This is a genomic window from Seohaeicola sp. 4SK31, from assembly GCF_028802875.1.
Lineage (GTDB): Bacteria > Pseudomonadota > Alphaproteobacteria > Rhodobacterales > Rhodobacteraceae > Seohaeicola.
The window spans coordinates 179,983-199,864 of the sequence record NZ_JARAMP010000004.1; the positions used below are offsets into that span (position 1 = coordinate 179,983).

The 19,882-nt window shown below is 62.0% G+C and carries 20 protein-coding genes and 1 riboswitch; of the genes, 4 read left to right on the forward strand and 16 right to left on the reverse strand.

Annotated elements, in window-relative coordinates:
• Positions 1–92 precede the first annotated feature (92 nt).
• The 3 genes from PVW27_RS05185 to PVW27_RS05195 all read left to right on the forward strand — a co-directional run bounded on the left by PVW27_RS05185 (position 93) and on the right by PVW27_RS05195 (position 4,315).
• The gene (locus PVW27_RS05185; protein ID WP_274555735.1) at positions 93–1,118 is read left to right on the forward strand and encodes a DUF2793 domain-containing protein; all 1,026 of its coding nucleotides are present in this window, start codon (positions 93–95) and stop codon (positions 1,116–1,118) included.
• Between the two features lie 122 nt (positions 1,119–1,240).
• Complete coding sequence (locus PVW27_RS05190; protein ID WP_274555737.1) at positions 1,241–2,569, forward strand: UDP-glucose dehydrogenase family protein; 1,329 nt, start codon at positions 1,241–1,243, stop codon at positions 2,567–2,569.
• Positions 2,570–2,683: 114 nt separating this feature from the next.
• Positions 2,684–4,315 (forward strand): GMC family oxidoreductase, encoded by a 1,632-nt coding sequence (locus PVW27_RS05195; RefSeq protein ID WP_274555739.1) that lies wholly within the window; start codon positions 2,684–2,686, stop codon positions 4,313–4,315.
• A 6-nt stretch (positions 4,316–4,321) separates the two neighbouring features.
• Here the strand turns inward: PVW27_RS05195 and PVW27_RS05200 are convergent, their stop codons facing one another.
• The 11 genes from PVW27_RS05200 to PVW27_RS05250 all read right to left on the reverse strand — a co-directional run bounded on the left by PVW27_RS05200 (position 4,322) and on the right by PVW27_RS05250 (position 14,172).
• Positions 4,322–5,155, reverse strand: a complete 834-nt coding sequence (locus PVW27_RS05200; protein WP_274555740.1) for an energy transducer TonB family protein — start codon at positions 5,153–5,155, stop codon at positions 4,322–4,324.
• Complete coding sequence (locus PVW27_RS05205; protein WP_274555742.1) at positions 5,152–5,553, reverse strand: biopolymer transporter ExbD; 402 nt, start codon at positions 5,551–5,553, stop codon at positions 5,152–5,154. Before PVW27_RS05205 ends, PVW27_RS05200 begins: the two co-directional genes overlap by 4 nt.
• Positions 5,553–5,933, reverse strand: a complete 381-nt coding sequence (locus PVW27_RS05210; RefSeq protein ID WP_338019931.1) for an ExbD/TolR family protein — start codon at positions 5,931–5,933, stop codon at positions 5,553–5,555. The genes PVW27_RS05205 and PVW27_RS05210 overlap by 1 nt, the downstream gene beginning before the upstream one ends.
• Positions 5,930–6,571 carry a MotA/TolQ/ExbB proton channel family protein gene (locus PVW27_RS05215; RefSeq protein ID WP_274555744.1) on the reverse strand — a complete coding sequence of 214 codons (642 nt, stop codon included), beginning with the start codon at positions 6,569–6,571 and terminating at the stop codon, positions 5,930–5,932. The genes PVW27_RS05210 and PVW27_RS05215 overlap by 4 nt, the downstream gene beginning before the upstream one ends.
• Positions 6,568–7,386: a cobalamin-binding protein gene (locus PVW27_RS05220; protein ID WP_274555745.1), complete on the reverse strand. Its 819-nt coding sequence runs from the start codon at positions 7,384–7,386 to the stop codon at positions 6,568–6,570. The genes PVW27_RS05215 and PVW27_RS05220 overlap by 4 nt, the downstream gene beginning before the upstream one ends.
• The gene (locus PVW27_RS05225) at positions 7,373–8,044 is read right to left on the reverse strand and encodes an adenosylcobinamide amidohydrolase (RefSeq protein ID WP_274555747.1); all 672 of its coding nucleotides are present in this window, start codon (positions 8,042–8,044) and stop codon (positions 7,373–7,375) included. Before PVW27_RS05225 ends, PVW27_RS05220 begins: the two co-directional genes overlap by 14 nt.
• Positions 8,041–8,796, reverse strand: a complete 756-nt coding sequence (locus tag PVW27_RS05230) for an ABC transporter ATP-binding protein (protein WP_274555749.1) — start codon at positions 8,794–8,796, stop codon at positions 8,041–8,043. Before PVW27_RS05230 ends, PVW27_RS05225 begins: the two co-directional genes overlap by 4 nt.
• A complete protein-coding gene (locus PVW27_RS05235) occupies positions 8,793–9,773 on the reverse strand; it encodes a FecCD family ABC transporter permease (RefSeq protein WP_274555750.1) in 981 nt (326 codons plus the stop codon). The genes PVW27_RS05230 and PVW27_RS05235 overlap by 4 nt, the downstream gene beginning before the upstream one ends.
• Entirely contained in the window at positions 9,773–10,585 is an 813-nt protein-coding gene (locus PVW27_RS05240) for an ABC transporter substrate-binding protein (protein WP_274555752.1), read from the reverse strand. The genes PVW27_RS05235 and PVW27_RS05240 overlap by 1 nt, the downstream gene beginning before the upstream one ends.
• 38 nt (positions 10,586–10,623) lie before the next feature.
• Entirely contained in the window at positions 10,624–12,393 is a 1,770-nt protein-coding gene (locus PVW27_RS05245) for a TonB-dependent receptor plug domain-containing protein (RefSeq protein ID WP_338019933.1), read from the reverse strand.
• 283 nt (positions 12,394–12,676) lie between these two features.
• Positions 12,677–12,886, reverse strand: a riboswitch (cobalamin riboswitch).
• Between the two features lie 92 nt (positions 12,887–12,978).
• Entirely contained in the window at positions 12,979–14,172 is a 1,194-nt protein-coding gene (locus tag PVW27_RS05250; protein WP_274555755.1) for an aminotransferase-like domain-containing protein, read from the reverse strand.
• A gap of 133 nt (positions 14,173–14,305) precedes the next feature.
• On the opposite strand from PVW27_RS05250, the gene PVW27_RS05255 reads away from it, so the two are divergent.
• Positions 14,306–15,319: a serine hydrolase domain-containing protein gene (locus tag PVW27_RS05255; RefSeq protein ID WP_274555757.1), complete on the forward strand. Its 1,014-nt coding sequence runs from the start codon at positions 14,306–14,308 to the stop codon at positions 15,317–15,319.
• A 40-nt stretch (positions 15,320–15,359) separates the two neighbouring features.
• Here the strand turns inward: PVW27_RS05255 and PVW27_RS05260 are convergent, their stop codons facing one another.
• Genes PVW27_RS05260 through PVW27_RS05280 form a run of 5 tightly spaced genes read right to left on the reverse strand, consistent with a single transcriptional unit; the run spans position 15,360 to position 19,880 of the window.
• Complete coding sequence (locus PVW27_RS05260) at positions 15,360–16,277, reverse strand: FAD:protein FMN transferase (RefSeq protein ID WP_274555759.1); 918 nt, start codon at positions 16,275–16,277, stop codon at positions 15,360–15,362.
• Between the two features lies 1 nt (position 16,278).
• A complete protein-coding gene (locus PVW27_RS05265; RefSeq protein WP_274555761.1) occupies positions 16,279–16,851 on the reverse strand; it encodes a nitrous oxide reductase accessory protein NosL in 573 nt (190 codons plus the stop codon).
• Entirely contained in the window at positions 16,848–17,681 is an 834-nt protein-coding gene (locus PVW27_RS05270) for an ABC transporter permease (RefSeq protein WP_274555763.1), read from the reverse strand. The genes PVW27_RS05265 and PVW27_RS05270 overlap by 4 nt, the downstream gene beginning before the upstream one ends.
• The gene (locus PVW27_RS05275; protein WP_274555764.1) at positions 17,678–18,571 is read right to left on the reverse strand and encodes an ABC transporter ATP-binding protein; all 894 of its coding nucleotides are present in this window, start codon (positions 18,569–18,571) and stop codon (positions 17,678–17,680) included. Before PVW27_RS05275 ends, PVW27_RS05270 begins: the two co-directional genes overlap by 4 nt.
• Complete coding sequence (locus PVW27_RS05280) at positions 18,540–19,880, reverse strand: nitrous oxide reductase family maturation protein NosD (protein ID WP_274555766.1); 1,341 nt, start codon at positions 19,878–19,880, stop codon at positions 18,540–18,542. Before PVW27_RS05280 ends, PVW27_RS05275 begins: the two co-directional genes overlap by 32 nt.
• Between the last annotated feature and the right edge of the window lie 2 nt (positions 19,881–19,882).

The window sequence follows — 19,882 nt, forward strand, 5'->3', positions numbered from 1 at the left end:
ATTTTGCAATGATGCGGCCCGCCACACCCGCATCTTGCAAGCATCTCGGCCCCAGCCGCGCTCTGCACCACCGGACAAGAAGGACATGACCGATGCCCGATACCTCTCCCATTCTGGCCCTTCCCTATATCCTGCCATCGCAGGCCCAAAAGCATGTCACCCACAACGAGGCGCTCCGACACCTTGATGCCATCGTTCAGCTTGTCGTGATATCGGCCCAGTTTATGACACCGCCGGTCAACCCGGATTCCGGCGACCGCTATGTCGTGGCAACAGGGGCGACAGGCGATTGGGAGGGGCAGGACGGTGCCATCGCAGTGGCTGATGTTTCAGGGTGGCTGTTCTACGCGGCACAGTCGGGTTGGCGGGCCGATGATCTGTCAACCGGAGGGCAAATCCGCTTTGACGGGTCGGTCTGGACGCCGGTCACCCCTCAGTTGGACGGGATCGCGAAACTAGGCATCGGCACCTCGGCGGATACGACGAACCCGCTTGCTGTGGCGGGGCAGGCGACTCTGCTGACCCATGATGGTGCGGATCACCGGCTGAAGATCAACAAGGCGCTTCCCGCCGACACCGCCAGCCTTGTGTTTCAGACGGGCTGGTCGGGCCGTGCCGAACTAGGCATCACGGGCAACGACGATTTCAGCGTCAAAGTCTCGACCGACGGCAGCAATTTCAAGCAAGCGCTCGTGCTGGACAGCAACACGGGGGCTGTTCAGGCTCCGGGCAACCCCGCGTTTCTGGCCTATAGCATCGGGCAATGGACAACGATCAGCACAACGCAGACGGACCTTGTCTTCGATACCGAAATCATGAACCGGGGCGGGCACTACGATTCGCTGCTGTCACGGTTCACAGCGCCGGTCGACGGTCTCTACGGCTTTCTGCTTAACGGCTTTCTGGGAAGCGCCACCAATGGGCGGATCAGTTTTGCGATCAATGGCCAGACTCAAAGCATGCAGATGCAGGTCCTCGTGGGCGCCGCACCCTTGTCCTTCACAACGGTCTTCGCGCTGACGGCTGGCCAGTATGTGACATGTCGCACCGGGAACGTGAATCCTAACCTGACCTATTTCAAATCTCATACGGCATTCTCAGGCTGGCTCATCTCGTAAAGTGCCGAAAGCACACAGATCGCGAATCGCCTGGCGCACACCCCTTCTGAAGCGTTGACGCCTTGCCTTGTTGCACGCACAAGTTCGACCCATCATCCATGTATGCGGTAGAGGAGTGGGTCATGAAGATTGCGATGATTGGGACGGGCTATGTTGGCCTTGTGTCTGGCGTCTGCTTTTCGGACTTCGGGCATGATGTTGTCTGCGTCGACAAGGACCCCAAGAAGATCGACAGACTGAACGCTGGCGAAATTCCGATCTTCGAACCAGGGCTTGAAGCGCTGATGGCCAAGAACGTGGCTGCGGGGCGGCTGACCTTCACGCTTGATCTGGCGGCTGCCGTCAAAGGGGCGGATGCGGTCTTTATCGCGGTGGGCACACCCACGCGTCGCGGCGATGGACATGCCGATCTGGTCTATGTCTATGCCGCTGCCGAGGAAGTGGCCCGCGCCGCGACGGATTACGTCGTGATCGTGACGAAATCCACAGTGCCCGTCGGGACCAACCGTCAGATGAAGAAGGTGATCCGGAAAGCCAACCCGGATCTGGAATTCGACGTTGCCTCGAACCCCGAGTTCATGCGCGAAGGGGCGGCGATCGAGGATTTCATGAAGCCCGACCGCGTCGTCGTCGGCGTGCAAACCGACCGCGCCGCCGAGGTGATGGCCGATATCTACCGCCCGCTCTATCTGCGCGACTTCCCGATTGTGACGACCGATCTGGAAAGCGCCGAGATGATCAAATACGCGGCCAACGCCTTTCTGGCGACCAAGATCACCTTCATCAATGAAATCGCGGCCCTCTGCGAACGCGCCGGTGGTGACATCAAGGAAGTGGCCAAGGGCATCGGTCTGGACGGACGGATCGGCAACAAGTTCCTGCACGCAGGCCCCGGCTTCGGCGGCTCGTGCTTTCCCAAGGATACCAAGGCGTTGGCGCGGATCGGGCAAGAACATGCCGTCCCCATGCAAATCACCGAGACGGTGATCAAGGTCAATGACGAGATCAAACGGCGTATGATCGACAAACTGCTCGACCTGTGTGACGGCAAGTTCAATGGCAAGACTGTGGCGGTTCTTGGCGTCACGTTCAAACCGAACACCGATGACATGCGCGATGCACCCAGCCTGACGATCATTCCCGCGATGGTGGGTGGCGGCGCGAAAGTGCGCGTGGTCGATCCCCAAGGCCGCCACGAGGGCGAGGCACTGCTGCCCGGCGTGCAATGGCATGAGGACGCCTACAAAGCTGCGCAGAACGCCGACCTGCTGGTGATCCTCACCGAATGGAACGAGTTCCGCGCACTTGATCTGAAACGACTGGCCCGCAAGATGGCGACCCCGCATATGGCCGACCTGCGCAATGTCTATTCCCCGCGCGATGCAAAACGGGCCGGCTTTACGGCCTATGCGTCCATCGGCCGGGGCGGTTTCTTTGACGAGGACGACTGACAGGTTGTCACCGCGGCAACGCTTTTGCTTTCCTGACGTCATCCGGCGAATGACCGCTGGACGTGAAGAGGCTTTCTCTGGTTGATTTGAACTCTGCCAGAGGGGAATGCAGACATGGGTTTTGATTACGTGATCGTGGGGGGCGGTTCTGCCGGGTCCACCTTGGCGACTCGTCTGACCGAAGATCCGAACATTACCGTCTGCCTGCTCGAGGCGGGGGGCAACGGCAAGAACCTTCTGTTCCGCGCACCTGTCGGAGCGGTAGCCCTTCTTCCGGGCTGGATCAAATCCGGCAACTGGGCCTATCAGACCGTGCCACAAGTCGGTTTGAATGGACGAAAAGGCTATCAGCCGCGCGGCAAGGGTCTGGGCGGGTCTTCTGCGATCAATGCGATGCTCTATGTGCGCGGTCACCGCAAGGATTACGACGGTTGGGCTGATCTGGGCTGCGCCGGATGGTCATGGGACGATGTCCTGCCTTATTTCCGAAGGGCCGAGAACAACGAACGCGGTGCAAATCCGGAACATGGTGCCAGCGGCCCCTTGCAGGTCTCGGACCAGAAAAGCCCCCGCCCCATCACGCATGCCTTTGTCGATGCCGCCGCGCAGATGCAGCACCGTTTCCGCGACGATTTCAACACTGGCGAGACCGAGGGCTTTGGCCTGTTTCAGGTGACGCAATTCCATGACAAGGCCCGCAACGGTGAACGCTGCTCGGCGGCGGCCGCCTATCTCCACCCGGTGATGGGCCGCCCCAACCTGACTGTTCTGACCGGCGCACATGCCACCCGTATCCTGTTTCAGGGAAAACGGGCGACCGGCGTCACATACCGCAAAGGGCGTGAGGACAAGAAGGTCGAGGCGCGGCGCGAGGTGATCCTGTGCGGCGGCGCCTTCAATTCACCGCAGCTTTTGCAACTGTCCGGCGTCGGTCGCGCCGAAGACATCAAGAAACATGGCATCGGCATGGTGCATGAACTGCCTGGTGTCGGACAGAACCTGCAGGATCATCTGGATTTCATCCTTGCCTACAAATCCCGCGACACAGACAATTTCGGACTCGGCCTGACCGGCGGCATCAATCTGATCCGCCACATGCTGCAATGGCGCAAGGACGGCACCGGCATGATCGCCAGCCCTTTTGCCGAAGGTGCGGGTTTCCTCAGGACAGATCCCGCGCTGGAGCGCCCTGATATCCAGCTGCATTTCGTGATTTCGATCGTGGACGATCACGCGCGCAAGCTGCATCTTGGCTATGGTTATTCCTGCCATATCTGCGCCCTGCATCCTCATTCGCGCGGGTCGGTCTTTCTTCAGTCACCCGATCCATTGGCCGCGCCCGGCATTGATCCACGATATCTGTCGGACGAGCGTGATCTGCAAACCCTGATCAAGGGGGCCAAGATCGCGCGCGCGATCATGCAGGCCCCCGCGATGGACAAGTATCGCCACAGGGAATTGTTCCTGTCCGAGACGCTGACGGATGCCGACTGGGAAAAGCACATCCGGGCACGGGCCGATACGATCTATCACCCTGTGGGCACCTGCAAGATGGGTATCGATCCAATGGCCGTGGTCGATCCGGAGTTGCGGGTCCATGGGGTCGAGGGGCTGCGCGTGGTGGACGCCTCGGTCATGCCGACGCTGATCGGAGGCAACACGAATGCCCCGACGATCATGATCGCGGAAAAGGCTGCCGACATGATCAGGGGTGTCCGTGCTTCGGCGCGGTTTGCGGCAGGCTGAGCCGCCTCAATCGAACCGGATCGGCAGGCGGAAGGTGTAGGAGTCCGCGTCAAGTGCCGCGGGTGCCGCTGGCAAACGACCTGCGGATCTGATTGCCTTCACCGCCTGTTGATCCAGCGCCGCCTGACCGGACGACGTGGCAATGCCAACAGATTGCAGCGCCCCGTCGCGCCCCACCGACAAAACCACGATCACCGAACCACGACCGGCACCGCGTGGCTTTGCCCGGTCAATACGGTTGCGTATCTTTCCACCCCATTCCGCCAACAGGCTTTGCCGGGCAGCCTTGCTCAGACTGGCAGTTTCCGCAGGTCCGCTGGTCCCGCGGGCAGAGGCCGCACCGCTTCCTGCCGCGGTCGCGGCGGCACGAGCCGGTGGCTGGTGCGCGGGCTTGGCAGACGGTTTGGGCTTGGCAGGAGCCGCAGCAGGCCGTGCCTGGGGCCTGATCGGCGGAACCTCGGCAACCGGATCAGGTGGGCGAGGTGCCGTGCGAGTGACATCCAGCGTCGGCAGCCCGTCTTGCGACGGCAATACAGGTGCCATCGCGCGCGGTGGCCGAAAGGCGGGCGATTTGGTCGCTTCGGGCAACCGGGGAGCCGGATCAAAAGTAGCCTCCTCAGCCGGCTGTGGGAACGCGGCAGGAAGAACCGCCGCCACTTCGGGCGGGCGATCCCATTCCGCAACCATCTCGGATAATGAACCCGAGGCCGCTGCAACCGTCACAAGCGCATCGCCACCCGCTCCCGAACTTGCACTGCCTTGCGGCAAGCTTTGGAATGCCGCGACATGCAGCGCCAGAGCCAATCCGGCAAACCCCGTGAATTCGAACGCACCCCTCATGGCTGGCGCACCGTCAATTCGACCTTGTCCACGCCCACCGCAGCCAATCGCGACATCAAGACGGCGAAGGCTGCCCCGTCAAAGCCTGCATCCGCCCTTACCGTCAGCGGGCCAGAGTCGGCCCGCGCGGCGATGGCGGTCAGCGCGTCATCGCCGCGCACTGCACCGAACACCAGTTCACCTTCGGCCGATATATGCAGTGTTTCGGGTGGTGCAGCGACCTCTGCTTCGGCCAGTTCCGCATCCGGCAAGGTCATGTCGAATGGATCAGGCGGCGCAATGGTTGCGCTCAGCAGGAAGAAGATCAGCAGCAGAAAGACGATATTGATCATCGGCACAAAGGTATCCCCCGCGCCGCGCCGTCGACGATCCATGCTGATCCGGAACCCGCTATCCATCAATCCACCACTGCAATCGCTGTGAACCCGGCCGCGCGCAGGGCAGACATCACCGTCACCATGCGCTGCAAGGCGGCCCCATCCCGCGCCCGCAGAACGACCATGTCCGTGCGGCTCTCTGTCAGGCCGTCCAGCGCGGCAATCACCATCTCAAGACTTTGCTCCTTGCCATTCAGCCTTTGTCCTTCGGGCAGCACGTCGATCAGACGGGGGGGGCCGGAATATGTGTCCCCAGACCCACCAAGGCTGAGCGGCACCAGCGCGTCAGACCCGAACCGCGAAGCCAGCATGAAGAACACCAATAAAAGGAACACTACGTCGATCATCGGCGTCAGGCTGGGCTTCCGCCGCGAACGCGGGCTGTCGATGATGAACATCATGCCCCCCCTCCAGCCGGATCGCGGGTAAAGATCTGCGTCACCGCATCCTCCAGATCGGCCTGCACACCGTCCGTCAGGCTTTCGATCCACACCAGCGCCACACCAGCCGGGATCGCAACCGCCATCCCTGCCGCCGTTGTCAGCAGCGCCTCCCAGATTCCGCCAGCGAGGATCGTCGGATCTGCCTGAGCGCCCGTGCTCTGCAAGGCCTGAAAGGCTGTGATCATGCCCAGCACGGTTCCCAGCAGCCCCAGAAGCGGCGCAATGGTCGAGATCAGCTCCAGCGCCCGCAAACCGCTGCGCGCCGCGTTCAACTCCCGCCGTGCCACGCGCAAGACCTCATCCCGTGCAGCGTCACGCGTCAGGGACGGATCCCGCAGCGCCGCCATCGCCTGCGCTACGACACGGGACCTTATGCCGCGCGGTGCGACCAGCATGGCCTGCGCGTCACCGGCCTGCCCCGCGACCCACAGAGCAACGGCCCGCTCGGCCTGTATCCGTCGCCAAAGTCCCGACAGGCTCAACCGCCACAGCTTCCACAGGATCAGCGCAAGGGTCAGCACGGAAAGCCCGGCGATGATCCACATGACCACGCCGCCGCGCCCGATCATTCCAGTCAGAAGGGCCAGATCGTTCATCCCGCTCTCCTCTTCACATCAGAGATGATCGCGCAGATCGCATCCAGTCCATCGCCCAAAGCCGCCGGACCGGGCTGCAGAATGAGTGGCGACTTGATTTCGTAGATATGCCTGTTGCGCACCGCGGGAATGTCGTCCCATCCCGGCCGCGCCGCAATCTTTTCCGCGCGCAACTTCTTGCCACACCACGATCCGATAATGATGTCGGGGGCCGCGGCGATCACCTGTTCCGATGACACGATCCTGTCCTTCGCAGACGGTTCATGGCTCAACGTCTCGAACACATCCACACCGCCGGCCACCGCGATCAGTTCCGAGGCCCAGCGGATGCCCGAAATCATCGGCTCGTCCCATTCTTCGAAATAGATACGTGGACGTATGGTTGGGGCATGACTCCGCAAGGCACCAATCCGCGACGCATGCAGGCTGATCAAAGCTTCGGCTGTTTCAGAGGCGCCCGTCAGCGCGCCAAGGGTGCGGATCATGGACAGGATGCCCGAGACATCGCGCTGATTGAAAGCATGCACGGCGACACCTGCCCGGATCAACTGCGCCACGATATCAGCCTGCAGGTCCGAAAAGGTCAGCACCAGATCGGGTTCCAGCGCAAGGATCTTGGGAATATCCGCCGATGTGAAAGCTCCAACCCGTGGCTTCTCACGCCGCACCTGGGGCGGGCGGATCGCGTAGCCCGTCACCCCAACGATGCGATGCTGTTGCCCCAGAAGATAAAGCGTCTCGACTGTCTCTTCTGTCAGGCAAACGATCCGCTGAGGGGTCAGGTCCGGGATGATCTGCAAATCAGCCAAAGTCATAGGGTTTTCCTCCAGTCTCGAGGATCCACTGATCCGCGCCTTGCCGGACAGCGGCATAGACGGCGGCGGCCACCGCCTTGCCCTGCGCGGTGTGCAAGCCGCAAAAGGCATCAGTCCCGTCCAGCGCGGCCACGGTGTTGCAATCCGTTCCGGTTCCCGTGGCTGGCCCCGCTTTCGCCATGGCGCCGGATTCCAGTATGGCTGCCGTGCGCGCAGCGCTGGCGATGCTTTGGGCTTCGATCAAGCCGATATCACTCAGACCATATTCCAAAATCACCGCGATATTTATAGTGCCCCAATTTTTATGCTTGATCGGGTTCTGTCCGTCATGTGGCCCCGCGCGTTCGGCGTTTGACAGACCAACTGTCGCCACGGCCTGCGCCTGCACCCCATCCACCTCTGCCTGCGCCACCGTGAAGGTCGCGATCTTGCGTGATGTCAGCATGACCACCGCCTGCTCCATGCCGCGATCACGACACTCTTCTCCAAGCCATGCGAAAACGTCGAAATCTTCGCGCAGATCAGCATTCCGCACCTCGCGCCACAGGATGTGTCGCGCCGTGACGATCCCGCCGCGATGCGGCGCCCAACTGATCACGCGCATCTCGCGACCCAGATCCAGCGTCAGCCAGGGATGATCAAGAACAGGACGGATCATAACACCCCCATCGGCTGCAGCACCGGTCCAAGTGGGCTGTCCTGCCGCCAGATCGAAATCCCGAAAACCTGCGCCATCAGGTCTGCTGTCAGCACGTCATCCGGTGCTCCATCTGCCACCAGCCGCCCCTGATGCATCAGGATCAGCCGGGTGCAATGCCGCGCCGCCAGACCCAGATCATGCAAGGACACCACCACCGCCCGTCCCTCCTGCGCGAGGCCCGAGAAGACCTGCATCGTCGCAATCTGTTGCGCCGGATCAAGCCCTGCGATTGGCTCGTCCGCCAGCAGAAGCGGAGTCTGTTGCGCCAAGGCACGCGCGATCAGAACGCGACCCTGCTCGCCGCCCGACAGTTGCGTGGCGATCCGTTGGCGGAACCCATCCAGCCCCAGACGGTGCAAGGCGTCGTCAATCGCAGCACGGTCCACGGCCCCGGGCGTGCTGCCGCGCGGGAGATGCGGAACGCGGCCCAAGGCCACCAGCGTCTCGACGGCCATCGGCCAAGCGATCTGTCGGGCCTGGGGCAGAAACGCTGCGGCACGCGCCCGCTCTGCCGCGCTCAGACTTGCCAGGCTGGATGCGCCACTGAACGGCTCCAGTCCCAAGGCCGCGCGCAGCAAGGTGGTTTTTCCGGCCCCGTTCGGGCCGATCAGGCCGACGCATTCACCTGCGTGCACAGATAGGCTTACGTGATCCACAACCGGACACTCGCCACGGCGGACAGTCAGATTGTCCAAGGACAGCAGGGTCATCGCAACTCTCCCCGTGTCTTGTAGATCAGGTGCAGAAAAAACGGCGCACCTATGATCGCCATCAGAACACCCAGCTTCAGGTCCCGATCCGGCAGGATCATCCGAACCGCCAGATCAGCCGCCAACACCATCGCCGCCCCTCCCAGGGCCGAGGCCCAGAGCAACGCGGACGGCCTCGCCCCGACGAATGGACGCAGGATATGCGGAACCACAAGCCCCACAAATCCGATAGCCCCTGCCACAGCCGTCGCCGCCCCGACGCACGCAGCGACGCCAAGCACCAGAACCATACGGACGCGTCCTGTTGCGACACCCATTGTGGCAGCGGCATCCTCTCCCAGTGTCAGCACATCCAGGGGTCGACCCAGTGACAAGAGCAGGACCCAGCCAATGATCATGAAGGGCAGAGCGATCCAGACATGATCAAAGGATCTGTCGGACAGTGAACCCATCATCCAGAAAACCACCTCGCTTGCCGCAAAGGGATTGGGCGACAGGTTCAGCACCAGCGTGGTCATGGCACCGGCCAGCGCGGAAATGGCGATCCCCGCAAGGATCAGCGTCAGCGAAGACCCCCGTGGACCAGCCAACAGCAGGATCAGCATCACGGCCGCCAAGGCCCCACCCAGCGCCGCCATGGGCAAAGCCAGCCACCAGGCCGCCGCCAGACCGGTCTGCAACACGATCACAGCACCCAGTGCCGCAGAACCCGACACCCCGATCAAACCGGGTTCGGCCAATGGATTGCGCAGATACCCCTGCATCGCCGCACCGGACAAGCCCAGCGAGGCACCGACCATGACACCCAGAATGGCGCGCGGCAGACGGATCTCACGCATCACCAGTGTCGCCGCCTCGCCCTGTCCCAGAAACAAGGCTCTCACCGTGTCGACCAGCGTCAACCCAGCAGGCCCGGTCAGAACCGACAGGGCGAACAGGATAACCAAAGTGGTCAAGAGCCAGATGCGGAGCAGCATTACATACGCTCCCGTATGTCAACGAGTCGCGCTACAGCCCGCAGCACGAATGGCGTGCCACAAACCCATTCCGCATCGGTCAACGTCGCACCGGATTGTTTCTGCTGCAACACACGCAGGGCAGGATGATCCAAGACTTCTTCGGCCCGCGACGCACCGGGATACGGCTGCCCAGAAATCACCAGGTCGGGCATCAGCAGCACCAACCGCTCCAGCGGGACAGACCCCGCAACCGTGATCCCGGCCTCGGTCGTCGCATTGGCGAAGCCCGCCGCAAGCAAAATCTGATGCGCCAGTGACTTGTCACCCGATGTGTAGTTGTTCGCATAATGCAGCAAGGCCGAAGGGCGTTCCTCGCCGTTTGGTCCCAGCGCCGCAAGATCAGCGTCGAACTGCGCAACGAGGCGCTGCGCGGCATCGACTTGCCCCAAAACTTCGCCCATCTTCAGCATATTGGCGCGAATTCCGTCAAAGTCGGTCTCAAGCGGAAATTGCACCACGTCGACCCCCAACCGCCGCAGCAATCCGACCGTGTAGGGATCACTGTAAACCCCTGCCAGAACCAGATCCGGCCGCATCGCAAAGATCTCTTCCGCCTGCCCGTGGTTCTTTTCATAGCCCGCGGCCTCCTCGACCATCGGCGAGGCCAGCGGGTCAAAGGCGATATGCGACACCGAGAGAAGTTGCCCCTCGTCAGCCAGCAACATCGCCAGTTGATCGGTGCACAGGTTCATCGACACGACACGGGTCGGCGCTTCGGCATCTGCCGAACCAGCAACAAGCAGCGCCGCAGCAGAGGCGAGCGCCGCCATCAGATGGCGGCGCAAATTGCGTGAAAGGTTACCCCGGACTACCACTGGCCCTGAATGCCGACATAGAGCGTGCGGCCCTGCGAGGCATAGCCCCAGCTTTCGGAATACTCCTCGTCGAACAGGTTCACGACACGCCCTGTCAAAGCCAGATTGTCGGTCAGATCATAAGTGGCAGACAGGTTGACCGTCGTGAAATCGGGAAGCTTCTCGTTCGAAAACGAACCGAAAAATTGCGTATCAAAGCTCCCTGCCACATGACGCAGATCCGCTGTGATGCTGCCTTTACCGCCAAATGTCCGCAACGTGGCACCCAAGCCCAGTTCGTGTTCAGGGCGGCGGGTGGCGGGTGTTCCCGTCGGAGTTTTTGCATCCAGATAGGTATAGGCAAGACGAAGGCTCAGGTCCTCGGTTGCTTGCAGCACGCCACTGACCTCGACACCTTCACGCGGGCTTTTGCCGGAAAGGTTCACATAGCAGGAGCTCGCGCCGCTCGCGGACGGGATGCAACTTCCATTCGCACCGGCATCGCCCGAAACAACCGTGATCGCGTTTGTCAGTTCCTCGTTGAAATAGGACACGTCGATGATGCCGCGTCCGCCCAGAACCTCGGCTTCAATGCCGATATCATAGCCACGGTTTTCTTCCGGTGTCAGGGTCGTGTTACTGATATAGCCGAAAGATCCGCCAAAATTCTCGAAGAAGTTCGGGTTGACGACACCGGTCCCAGCCGACGCATGAAGCCGCAGGCCCGTGTCAGGAATACGCCACGACAGTCCAAGGTTCCACGTCGTGAAATCATCGAAAGTGTCGTTCATATCGTGGCGCATGCCGGCCTGAATATCGATGCCGCCCTCGAAAAATCCACGATATTCCAAGGCAACGGACTGGCTGCCCCGGTCGAATTCCGGAACAAATGTCGTCGAAGTCTTTTCTTGAACATCTTCCAGCAGGACACTCAGCAATTGACGTGCGTCTGCGACGGTACCGCCATCAAGCGCGAAGCTGCCCCGATACTTCAGGCTGCGCGTTTCACCGTCCAGCGCATAGGCTCCCTGGATCGGGTCCTCGCTGAACTGATCGAAACGGCTGAGACTGTAGGATAAACGGTGCGTCAGACGACCATCCAGCATCTGGTAGTCAGCATAGACCTGCGCCGTAGTCTCTTCGCGCTCACTCAGCGCATTTCGCTCATCCACCACATATTCATCGGGGGTCGAGGCGCTGAAACTATTGACGTCATAGTCGTAATCTTCATCAGAGCGACGGATCGTGAAACCCAGTGTCAGATCATCCGTTGCCTTCCAATAAGCGGACAGCCCCAAAGTCCTGCGACGGGTGCCGTCCTTTTCGCCACCGTCACCTGATGCGTCAAAACCTGCGTCGTCGCGATCACTGAAAGAGAATGCAAGCCCGCCACGATCGGTCCGTGTCGAGACATTGCCCGACAGCGCGTATCCGTTGCCGACTTCGACCGAGCCGCCGTACTGCGTTCCAACAGAGCCGGTTCGCGTAATGATATTGATCACGCCGCTTGAGGCGTTTGACCCATAGAACACCGACTGCGGACCTCGGAGCACCTCAATCCGTTCAACATTCGCCGTCTCGAGACCGGAAATGATGTATTCTTCGCCGCCGCCGCCAAGTTCGACTCCATCCAGCAGGATCAGAACGTTGTTGCTTTCACTGCCGCGAAGGCGGACCTGCGTGTAATTCGCACCGACACTGGCGACCGAGACGCCGGGCAGCGCGCGAAGTGCATCCTGAATGGTCCGCAGGCCACGATCTTCGATATCATCCGACGTCAGCACGCTGACCGACCGGCCATAGGCATTGCTGGCAAAAGGCGTCAGGCCACCTGAAACGACGATCTCATCCAGATCGAAAACGCCGCTCTCTTGCGCGTGGACGGGGGCGGTGCCTGCCAGCAGGATTGCCATCAGGGAAAGGGGGTATCTCATTTTTGTCTCCAAGAACGCCCGGGTCGGGCGTGTCCAAGTCCAGAATGTGTCGTTGGAAGGAGAGACTCCTCCGCAGACGGTGCGAATGCCACCACTACGGAAAAACCGTTATCCACGACGCGCCCCGCGTCCGGATAGGGTGATCACTCTGGCAGGTCTCCTGACTTGCGGGTCACAGCTTGGCTGAGTCTTCCCAGGGTTATCTTCCCCAGTGACATGGTTCAGCTTCGCTCGCCGCTCACAGTTGCGGGGGCAGTCCCGGATTTGCGGCCTTGCGGTCGCGCACCGGATTCCCATTTTAACCGAACGGTTACCCGCCCGGACCAGAACAAGGATTTGGGTAAACAGAAAAGCCGGGAGTCGCAACAGAATTCTCTGCCGAAAAAAGCCCCTTCAATTAGAGCGTCTCAATCGGCTTTCAAGGGCAGCACGCCATCAAGACCGGCGTGACTGACGCAGGACCTTGCCAAGAGCGGCGATCCCCTCGCGGATGCGATCTTCCGATTGGGCGGAGTAGTTGATCCGCGCATGATTGGCCTGTTCCGTCACAGGAAAGAAGGTCGCCCCCGGCACATAGGCGACCCGCGCCTGCGGCAGTGCCACGTCTTTCATGAAGGCTGTCGCGTCGAAACCATCGGGAAATGTCGCCCAGGTAAACAGACCGCCCTCAGGATCTGTCATGGTCACATCCTGCGGGAAGTGCTGGCGGATGGCGTCCAGCATCACCTCTTTTTTGTGGCGATATGCCTTTTGCAACATCGCGATATGGGCCGTCAGATCGAAGCGATCGAGGAAGAGGCTGGCGGCGGCCATATTCAGCGTCGACGTCTGTGTATCCGCAGCGACCTTCAGCAGGGCCATCTTCTCAAGCAAGAGGGGTGACGCAACTGCCCAGCCGATCCTCAGACCCGGCACCAGGACCTTTGAAAAGCTGCCCAGATGGATCACACGACCCTGCGTATCCAGCGATTTGAGCGTGGGTAGGGTTTCGCCCGCGAAACGTATGTGGCGATAGGGCGTGTCTTCCAGAACGATCACATCATGCGCGTTGGCCAGTTCAACCAGACGGTGGCGGCGGTCCAGTGATAGCGTAACACCGGTGGGGTTCTGAAAGTCCGGCACCGTATAGATCATGCGCGCGCGGGAATTGCTGCGCAGCGCCTCCTCCAGCGCGTCCATCCGCATCCCGTCGCTATCCATCGGCACGGCCGCATACCGGGGCTGGCTGGGGTTGAAGGCGATCAACGCTCCCAGAAAAGTGGGATCCTCGGTGATGATGACATCGTCCGGATCGACCAGCATCTTTGCTGCAAAATCAAGACCTTGCTGGGACCCTTGCAGGATCAGCACATCCTCGGGACGGCAGGCGGTGCCATCGGCCACCATCAACTGCGCGATCTGCTCACGCAGGCGCGGCAGCCCGTCCGAGGGGGCGTATTGCATCGCCGCGCCACCCGGCGCGCGGATCACATCGCGGAACACCTGTTCAAGCTGCGCCGCGGGAAACAGGCTGGCATCGGGATAGCCGCCGCCGAATGAAATGATCGAGGGATCCGCCCCCAGCGCCAGAAGTTCCTTGATGGCGGAAGGTTCGACCTTCTCCATCCGTTGCGCAAAATGGGGTGACATCTGTTTCTCCGCCGCACCTGAGGTCTCAGGGGACACCTAAACGGCCGGGGATGCAAGCCGACACGGCTCACGCTTTTCTGAATGGCAACTGTTCTGAATGGCAACTGTCGTTCAATGCACTAGATTTGAGACCATGCAGAGAGACACATATCGCCTGACACGCCGCCGGATGATCGCCAGTGGCGCGGCCCTTTTGGCAACCCCCGCCTTGGCGCAGGCAGATCCGTGGAAAGCCGTGGCAGACCGGGCGCGAGGGTTGGACCAATGCCACGCGCTGATGATCCGCATGGGGGGAACCGATGTTCTGACCGAGGTGTTCCGGGGGCCAGGTCTTGACCGTGCCGTTCCTGTCAAATCCGTGTCCAAGACAATCGTCGCCGCCCTGACCGGTGCGGCACTTGATCGGGGCGAGATTCCGTCGATCACAGCAACACTGGCCGATGTTGCGCCGCGCCTTGTTCCCGCAGGCGCGGACCCGCGTGTCGGCCTTCTGACCATCGAAAACCTTGTGACCATGCAGGCAGGGCTGGAGCGGACATCGGGCGGCAACTACGGCGCATGGATCGGCAGTCGGGATTGGGTGGCCGACGCGTTGTCGCGGCCCTTTGTGGCTGAGCCGGGTGCCCGGATGCTTTACTCGACCGGCAGTTTCCATGTTCTGGGGGCGGTGTTGTCCGATGTCGCCGGGGAAAGTCTGCTGGATCTGGCGCGCACCCGCCTTGGCAATCCGCTGGGAATAGAAATTCCGGCATGGACCCGTGATCCGCAGGGGCGGTATCTGGGTGGGAACGAGATGGCATTGACCCTGTCGGCCATGGTGCGGTTTGGCGAGTTGTATCTTGCGGGCGGCGTTTGGGACGGGGACCAGATCCTGAGCCGCGACTGGGTCACCGCCTCTCTGGAACCGCGGACAAGCTCGCCGTTCTCGGGGCTGGCCTATGGCTATGGGTGGTTTCTGGGTCGCGCCTCAGGACGCGACTATGCCTTGGCCCGCGGCTATGGTGGGCAGGTGATCTGCATCGTGCCAGACCTGTCGCTGTCGTTGGCGCTGACATCCGATCCGACACGACCAGCCCGCAGCGAAGGATACTTCGGGGATATCATGGCGCTGATCGAGGAACTTGTCATCCCAACGGCGCATGGGTGATTGTTTGGTCATCCCAACATCACCCGCAATCCGCAGGGAATCATGTGCGTGCGGCAAGGTGCATCAGCTTGGCCCCGGGCAGCCGTTTCAGTGTTTCGTGAATCCGGTCGCGTGACATCAGGCACATCGCCGTGCTAAGCGCATCGGCCATGGCCGCGCTGTCGGCGCTGACGCTGACCAATTGCCAGACAGGCGCCGCTGGGCGTCCCGTCCGGGGATCCAGAATATGACCGACTTTGCCCTCGGCATCGAATGTCGTTCCCAAAGGCGCGGATGAGGCCAGCGCGCGGTCACGCAGACCGACAAGAGGTTTCGCCGGCAGATCAAGTGTCACCGGCCATGCGCCACCGTGCGGATGACCGCCCAGTGCACGCAATTCACCTGTATCGATCAGAATGTCCGTCAGGCCTTCCGCCTCAAGCAAGGCGGTGACGCGATCGGCGATATAGCCTTGCGCAATCCCGTTCAGCGTCAAGGCCATTCCAGGTCGCAACCTGATGGAGCCCGTCTCAATTGCCACCCGGTCCCACCCGCAGCGCGCATGTGCCATAGCGATGGCGGAAACATCGGGCGCGCGCCCTGCCGCATGCGAACGGGCATAGAGTGACCAAAGCGGCTGTACTGTTGGATCGAAGAAACCATCTGTCGCGTGATGCAGGGCACCGGCCAGCGACAGACATTCGAGAAGCTCGAAGGGTGGCGCATCCAGATATCCCGCCGCGTTCAGGCGACTGAGGGCAGATTGGCTGCGATAGAGGCTGAAGACATCCTCCAGGCGGTCGATCTCGGCCCGCGCGGCGGCGGTGATGCGCGCTGCCTCGGGGTGAGTCAGCGTGATCGTCGCGCGCGCGCCCAGTGCGCTGCCCTTCCAACGGTACAAGGAAGCGGCCTGGCCGCTGCCGGCCATGGCAAGACTGGCGGCGGAAATCACGAGGAAACGTCGGCGTGTCAGGGTCATGTCAGTTCTGCCTTTCGCGGCTCAGGCGTTCAAGACGCGCTGTGAAGTCGTCTTCGTCTGTGTGGTCGTCGGTCCCGTCTGCGATGGGCACGGCCGACAGCACATCCGCATCCCGCACCTCGGCCAGGGTGACCACATGGCCACCCCGCAGGGCGGCAAAAGCCTCGGCGTTGCGGCGCGACAGAAACGGCACCAGTTCCGGCGCGTCCATGCCGCCGGTCGCGTCCGATCCGATCACGAAATACGCGGTGCTCGCGTCGATCCAGTTATCGGGACCCGGTTGCGCCCAACTGGGGGCGACAGCCATGTCATTCACATAGATCGCCCTGATGGCATGGCTTTGTTCAGGCATGCGCTGATAGGCGATGGCATCGCGGACCTGACTGAAGAACAGGGGATCTGGCAATCCGTCCAGATGCACCTGTGCCTTGGGGCCGGGATGTTCCAGCAGGTCCATCTGGCAGTAATGTCCGACCGCCTGCGCCGTCAGTGCCACTGGAGGCGGCGGGGTTGCGGCCTCCTCCTTGCAGGCGGCAAGCGACAGGGTGGCCAGCAGGATCAGCAACGGTTTCATGGCGTCACCCTCCGCAACGCGGCGACGGCCAGCGCAAAGGCCACGACGGGCCAGAGCAGAACCGAAATCAGAGCGTGATAGGCGGGGATCGTCTGCGCCGCGCCGCCAAGTCCCGAGGCTGCCGCGGTTGCCTCGGAGGCGGCCAGGTTGAACAGGCGGAAGGCATCGGCTGGATTGGCAAGAAGAAGCCACGGCAGGGCACGCGTGGTGAAGACCCCGCCCCCATCGGCCACGACCGCCGCCAGAAGGCCGAGATCGTAAAGGACAACGACAGCCAGCCAGACTCCGATGGCCAGACCCGCCGCGGCACCGGGCCGGCGCGCCATGGCCGACAGGGCATATCCAATGCACAGGAACACCGCCCCCAGCAGCACCGAGGACCAGAACAGCCGCCAGAGCGCAGGAAGACCTTCCACGGCCTCGGGGTCGGCGACCAGTGCGGCCACCGCCGCCAGCCCATAGCCCGCGCCCACGGCGATGGCCAGCACCGCCAGATGGGCCGCGAATTTGCCCAGCAGGATAGCCCCGCGCGACACCGGATAGGTCAGGGTCAACGACAGCGTGCCACGCTCCATTTCGCCTGCAACGGCGTCAAAGGACATCAAGAGCGCCATGAGCGGCACCAGATAGACTCCCAGTGAGGTCAGGCTGGCGACCGTCACGGACAATGCGTCTACTCCCACATCGCCGGTGGGTGCGCTGCCTGCCGCTGACAGAACCAGCGCGAACAGCGCCATCATCGCCACGGTGATCGTGACCCAGCGGTTGCGCAAGGCGATACGGAATTCGGTGGCCCCAAGGGCGGCCACAGGTCTGACAAGGGCGGTCATGCCTCGTCCCTCCGGCTGAAATGGCTGTAAAGATCCTCAAGGCTGGGCGGGATGATCTCGACATCCTCGATCAGCCCGTGAAGGGCGGCGATATCGCCAAGGCGGTTGAGTTTCTCGTCATGGGCGCAGGTCAGATCGACCATCACACCGTTGCGCCGTCCGCCTGCCAGTTGCGCGGCGACCTGATCCGCCGCACCGGGCCGGGCCGAAACCTGCAGGCGGATCGGCAGGGCTGCACGTTGGCGCAGGGCGGCCAAGGTATCATTGGCCATGAGGCGGCCTTGGGACAGGATGACGATCCGGTCAGTGCGCGCCTCAACCTCGGTCAGCGCGTGCGAGGACAGCAGGATAGCCGCCCCGTCGGCGGCCAACGTGTCAAGGATGGTATAGAATTCGCGCCGGGAGACCGGATCCAGCCCGCTGGTCGGTTCGTCCAACACCAGAAGGCGTGGATTGCCGATCAGGGACTGTGCCAGACCCACGCGCTGCCGCATCCCCTTGGAATAGGTTCCGATCCGGCGGCGGGCGGCTTGCCCCAGACCCACACGGTCCAGCAGGGCCATCGCCTTTGCAGGATCGTCCCCGCGCAGGCGAAGATAGAGGCGGATCTGTTCCAACCCGGTCAATGCGGGGTGAAAGGCCACGTTTTCGGGCAGATAGGCGGTTCCATCACGGGCAGTCTGGCTGCCGGGTCCGGCGCCCAGAACCTCGATCTGCCCCGCAGTTGCAGGGATCAGACCAAGGATGATCTTCATCAGCGTGGACTTTCCTGCACCGTTATGGCCCAGCAGGGCCACACGTTCACCGGGAGCGACGGTAAAGCCCACGGCGTCGAGGGCGGTCACGCCATCATAGATCTTAGTGACTTGTGAGAGGGTCAAACTGTTCATCGGTCATCTTTCTGTGGCGCGCGGCGGCCATGGCTTCGGCCTCCATCGCAGCGATATGAGGGGGCACGATCACGGTGACGGGGCGCATCAGGGGGGCGCTGTCCAGCACTCCACCCGGAAGCGAGGCCGGAAAATGCTTCTGCCCCCAACGGATCATCTGCACGGCGGGCGCGCCCATCAGGAGGCTGGCGGCGGGTTGCGACCACAGAATGTGGTCCATCAGGTCGTTGGGCCGGAAACGCGCATCCGCGACTCCGTTGCCGTCCAGATCAAAGGCAGGGTGGTCGGACCAGTAATTGCCGCGCCCCTCGAGGCTCCATTCCACATGTTTGGTGCCCACGTACTTGACCTGCGTGCGGTTGGCGACGAAGGCATTGCCGGTGATGGCGTTACGCTCGGAGCCAGCGGTGAAATGGATACCGATGCCGCAGCCCTCGAAGCGATTGTCATAGATCAGGTTGCGATGTGCGTTGTAGATGAAGGTGCATTTCTCGGCCCCGCCACGCACCAGATTGCCGCGAATATCGGCGTTGTTGGCATAGTTCAGCATCAAGCCGTGGGTCCGGTCCCCAAGGCTGAGGTTGTCATGCACGGTGATCCGGTTCGAGAACATCAACGCAAAGCCCAGCGTGTTCCCGATCGAGACATTACCTGAGACCTCGGAATTGTTGGCATACATGTAATGCACGGCAAAGCGCAGGTCGCGCATCAGGTTGCGTCGGAAGATCCCGTCATTCGAGGCGTTGACGAAGATGCCGTCGCGGCCAAGGCGGATGTCGTTATCCTCGATCACGGTGCCGGGGGCGTTCCAGACATAGACGCCATTGCCCCGGCTGTTCATGTGGTGATCTTCTCGGCCCAGGATGCGGTTGCCGCGCACGGTGGCATCACGGGGACCATGCACATCGACACCGTAAAGGTTGCCGAGGATCTGGTTGCCTGCGACCAGAACGCGCGAGGCTGTGCGTGTGATCTGCACGCCGCTGTCGATGGCGTCATGATCGCTGCCCGAACCCGTCAGGATCAGGTCACGCACCGTGATGTCATGACCGGTGATGGTGACAACACTGCCTGTTCCGCCCGCGTCGATGGTCGCCTGTCCCTGACCGTCCAATGTGACGGGCCGGTCGAGTATCACCGGGCCATCGTGGCGGCCCGGTGCAAGGATCAGCACATCGCCGGGATCAGCTCCGGCGATGGCAAGGGCCAGCGCCCCGGCCTCTGCAGGCACCAACCGTTCAGCCGCAGACAGCGGTGCGCAAAGGCCACCAAGCAGCAGAAGGGTCAGCAAAAGGACGGGACGCATCATGG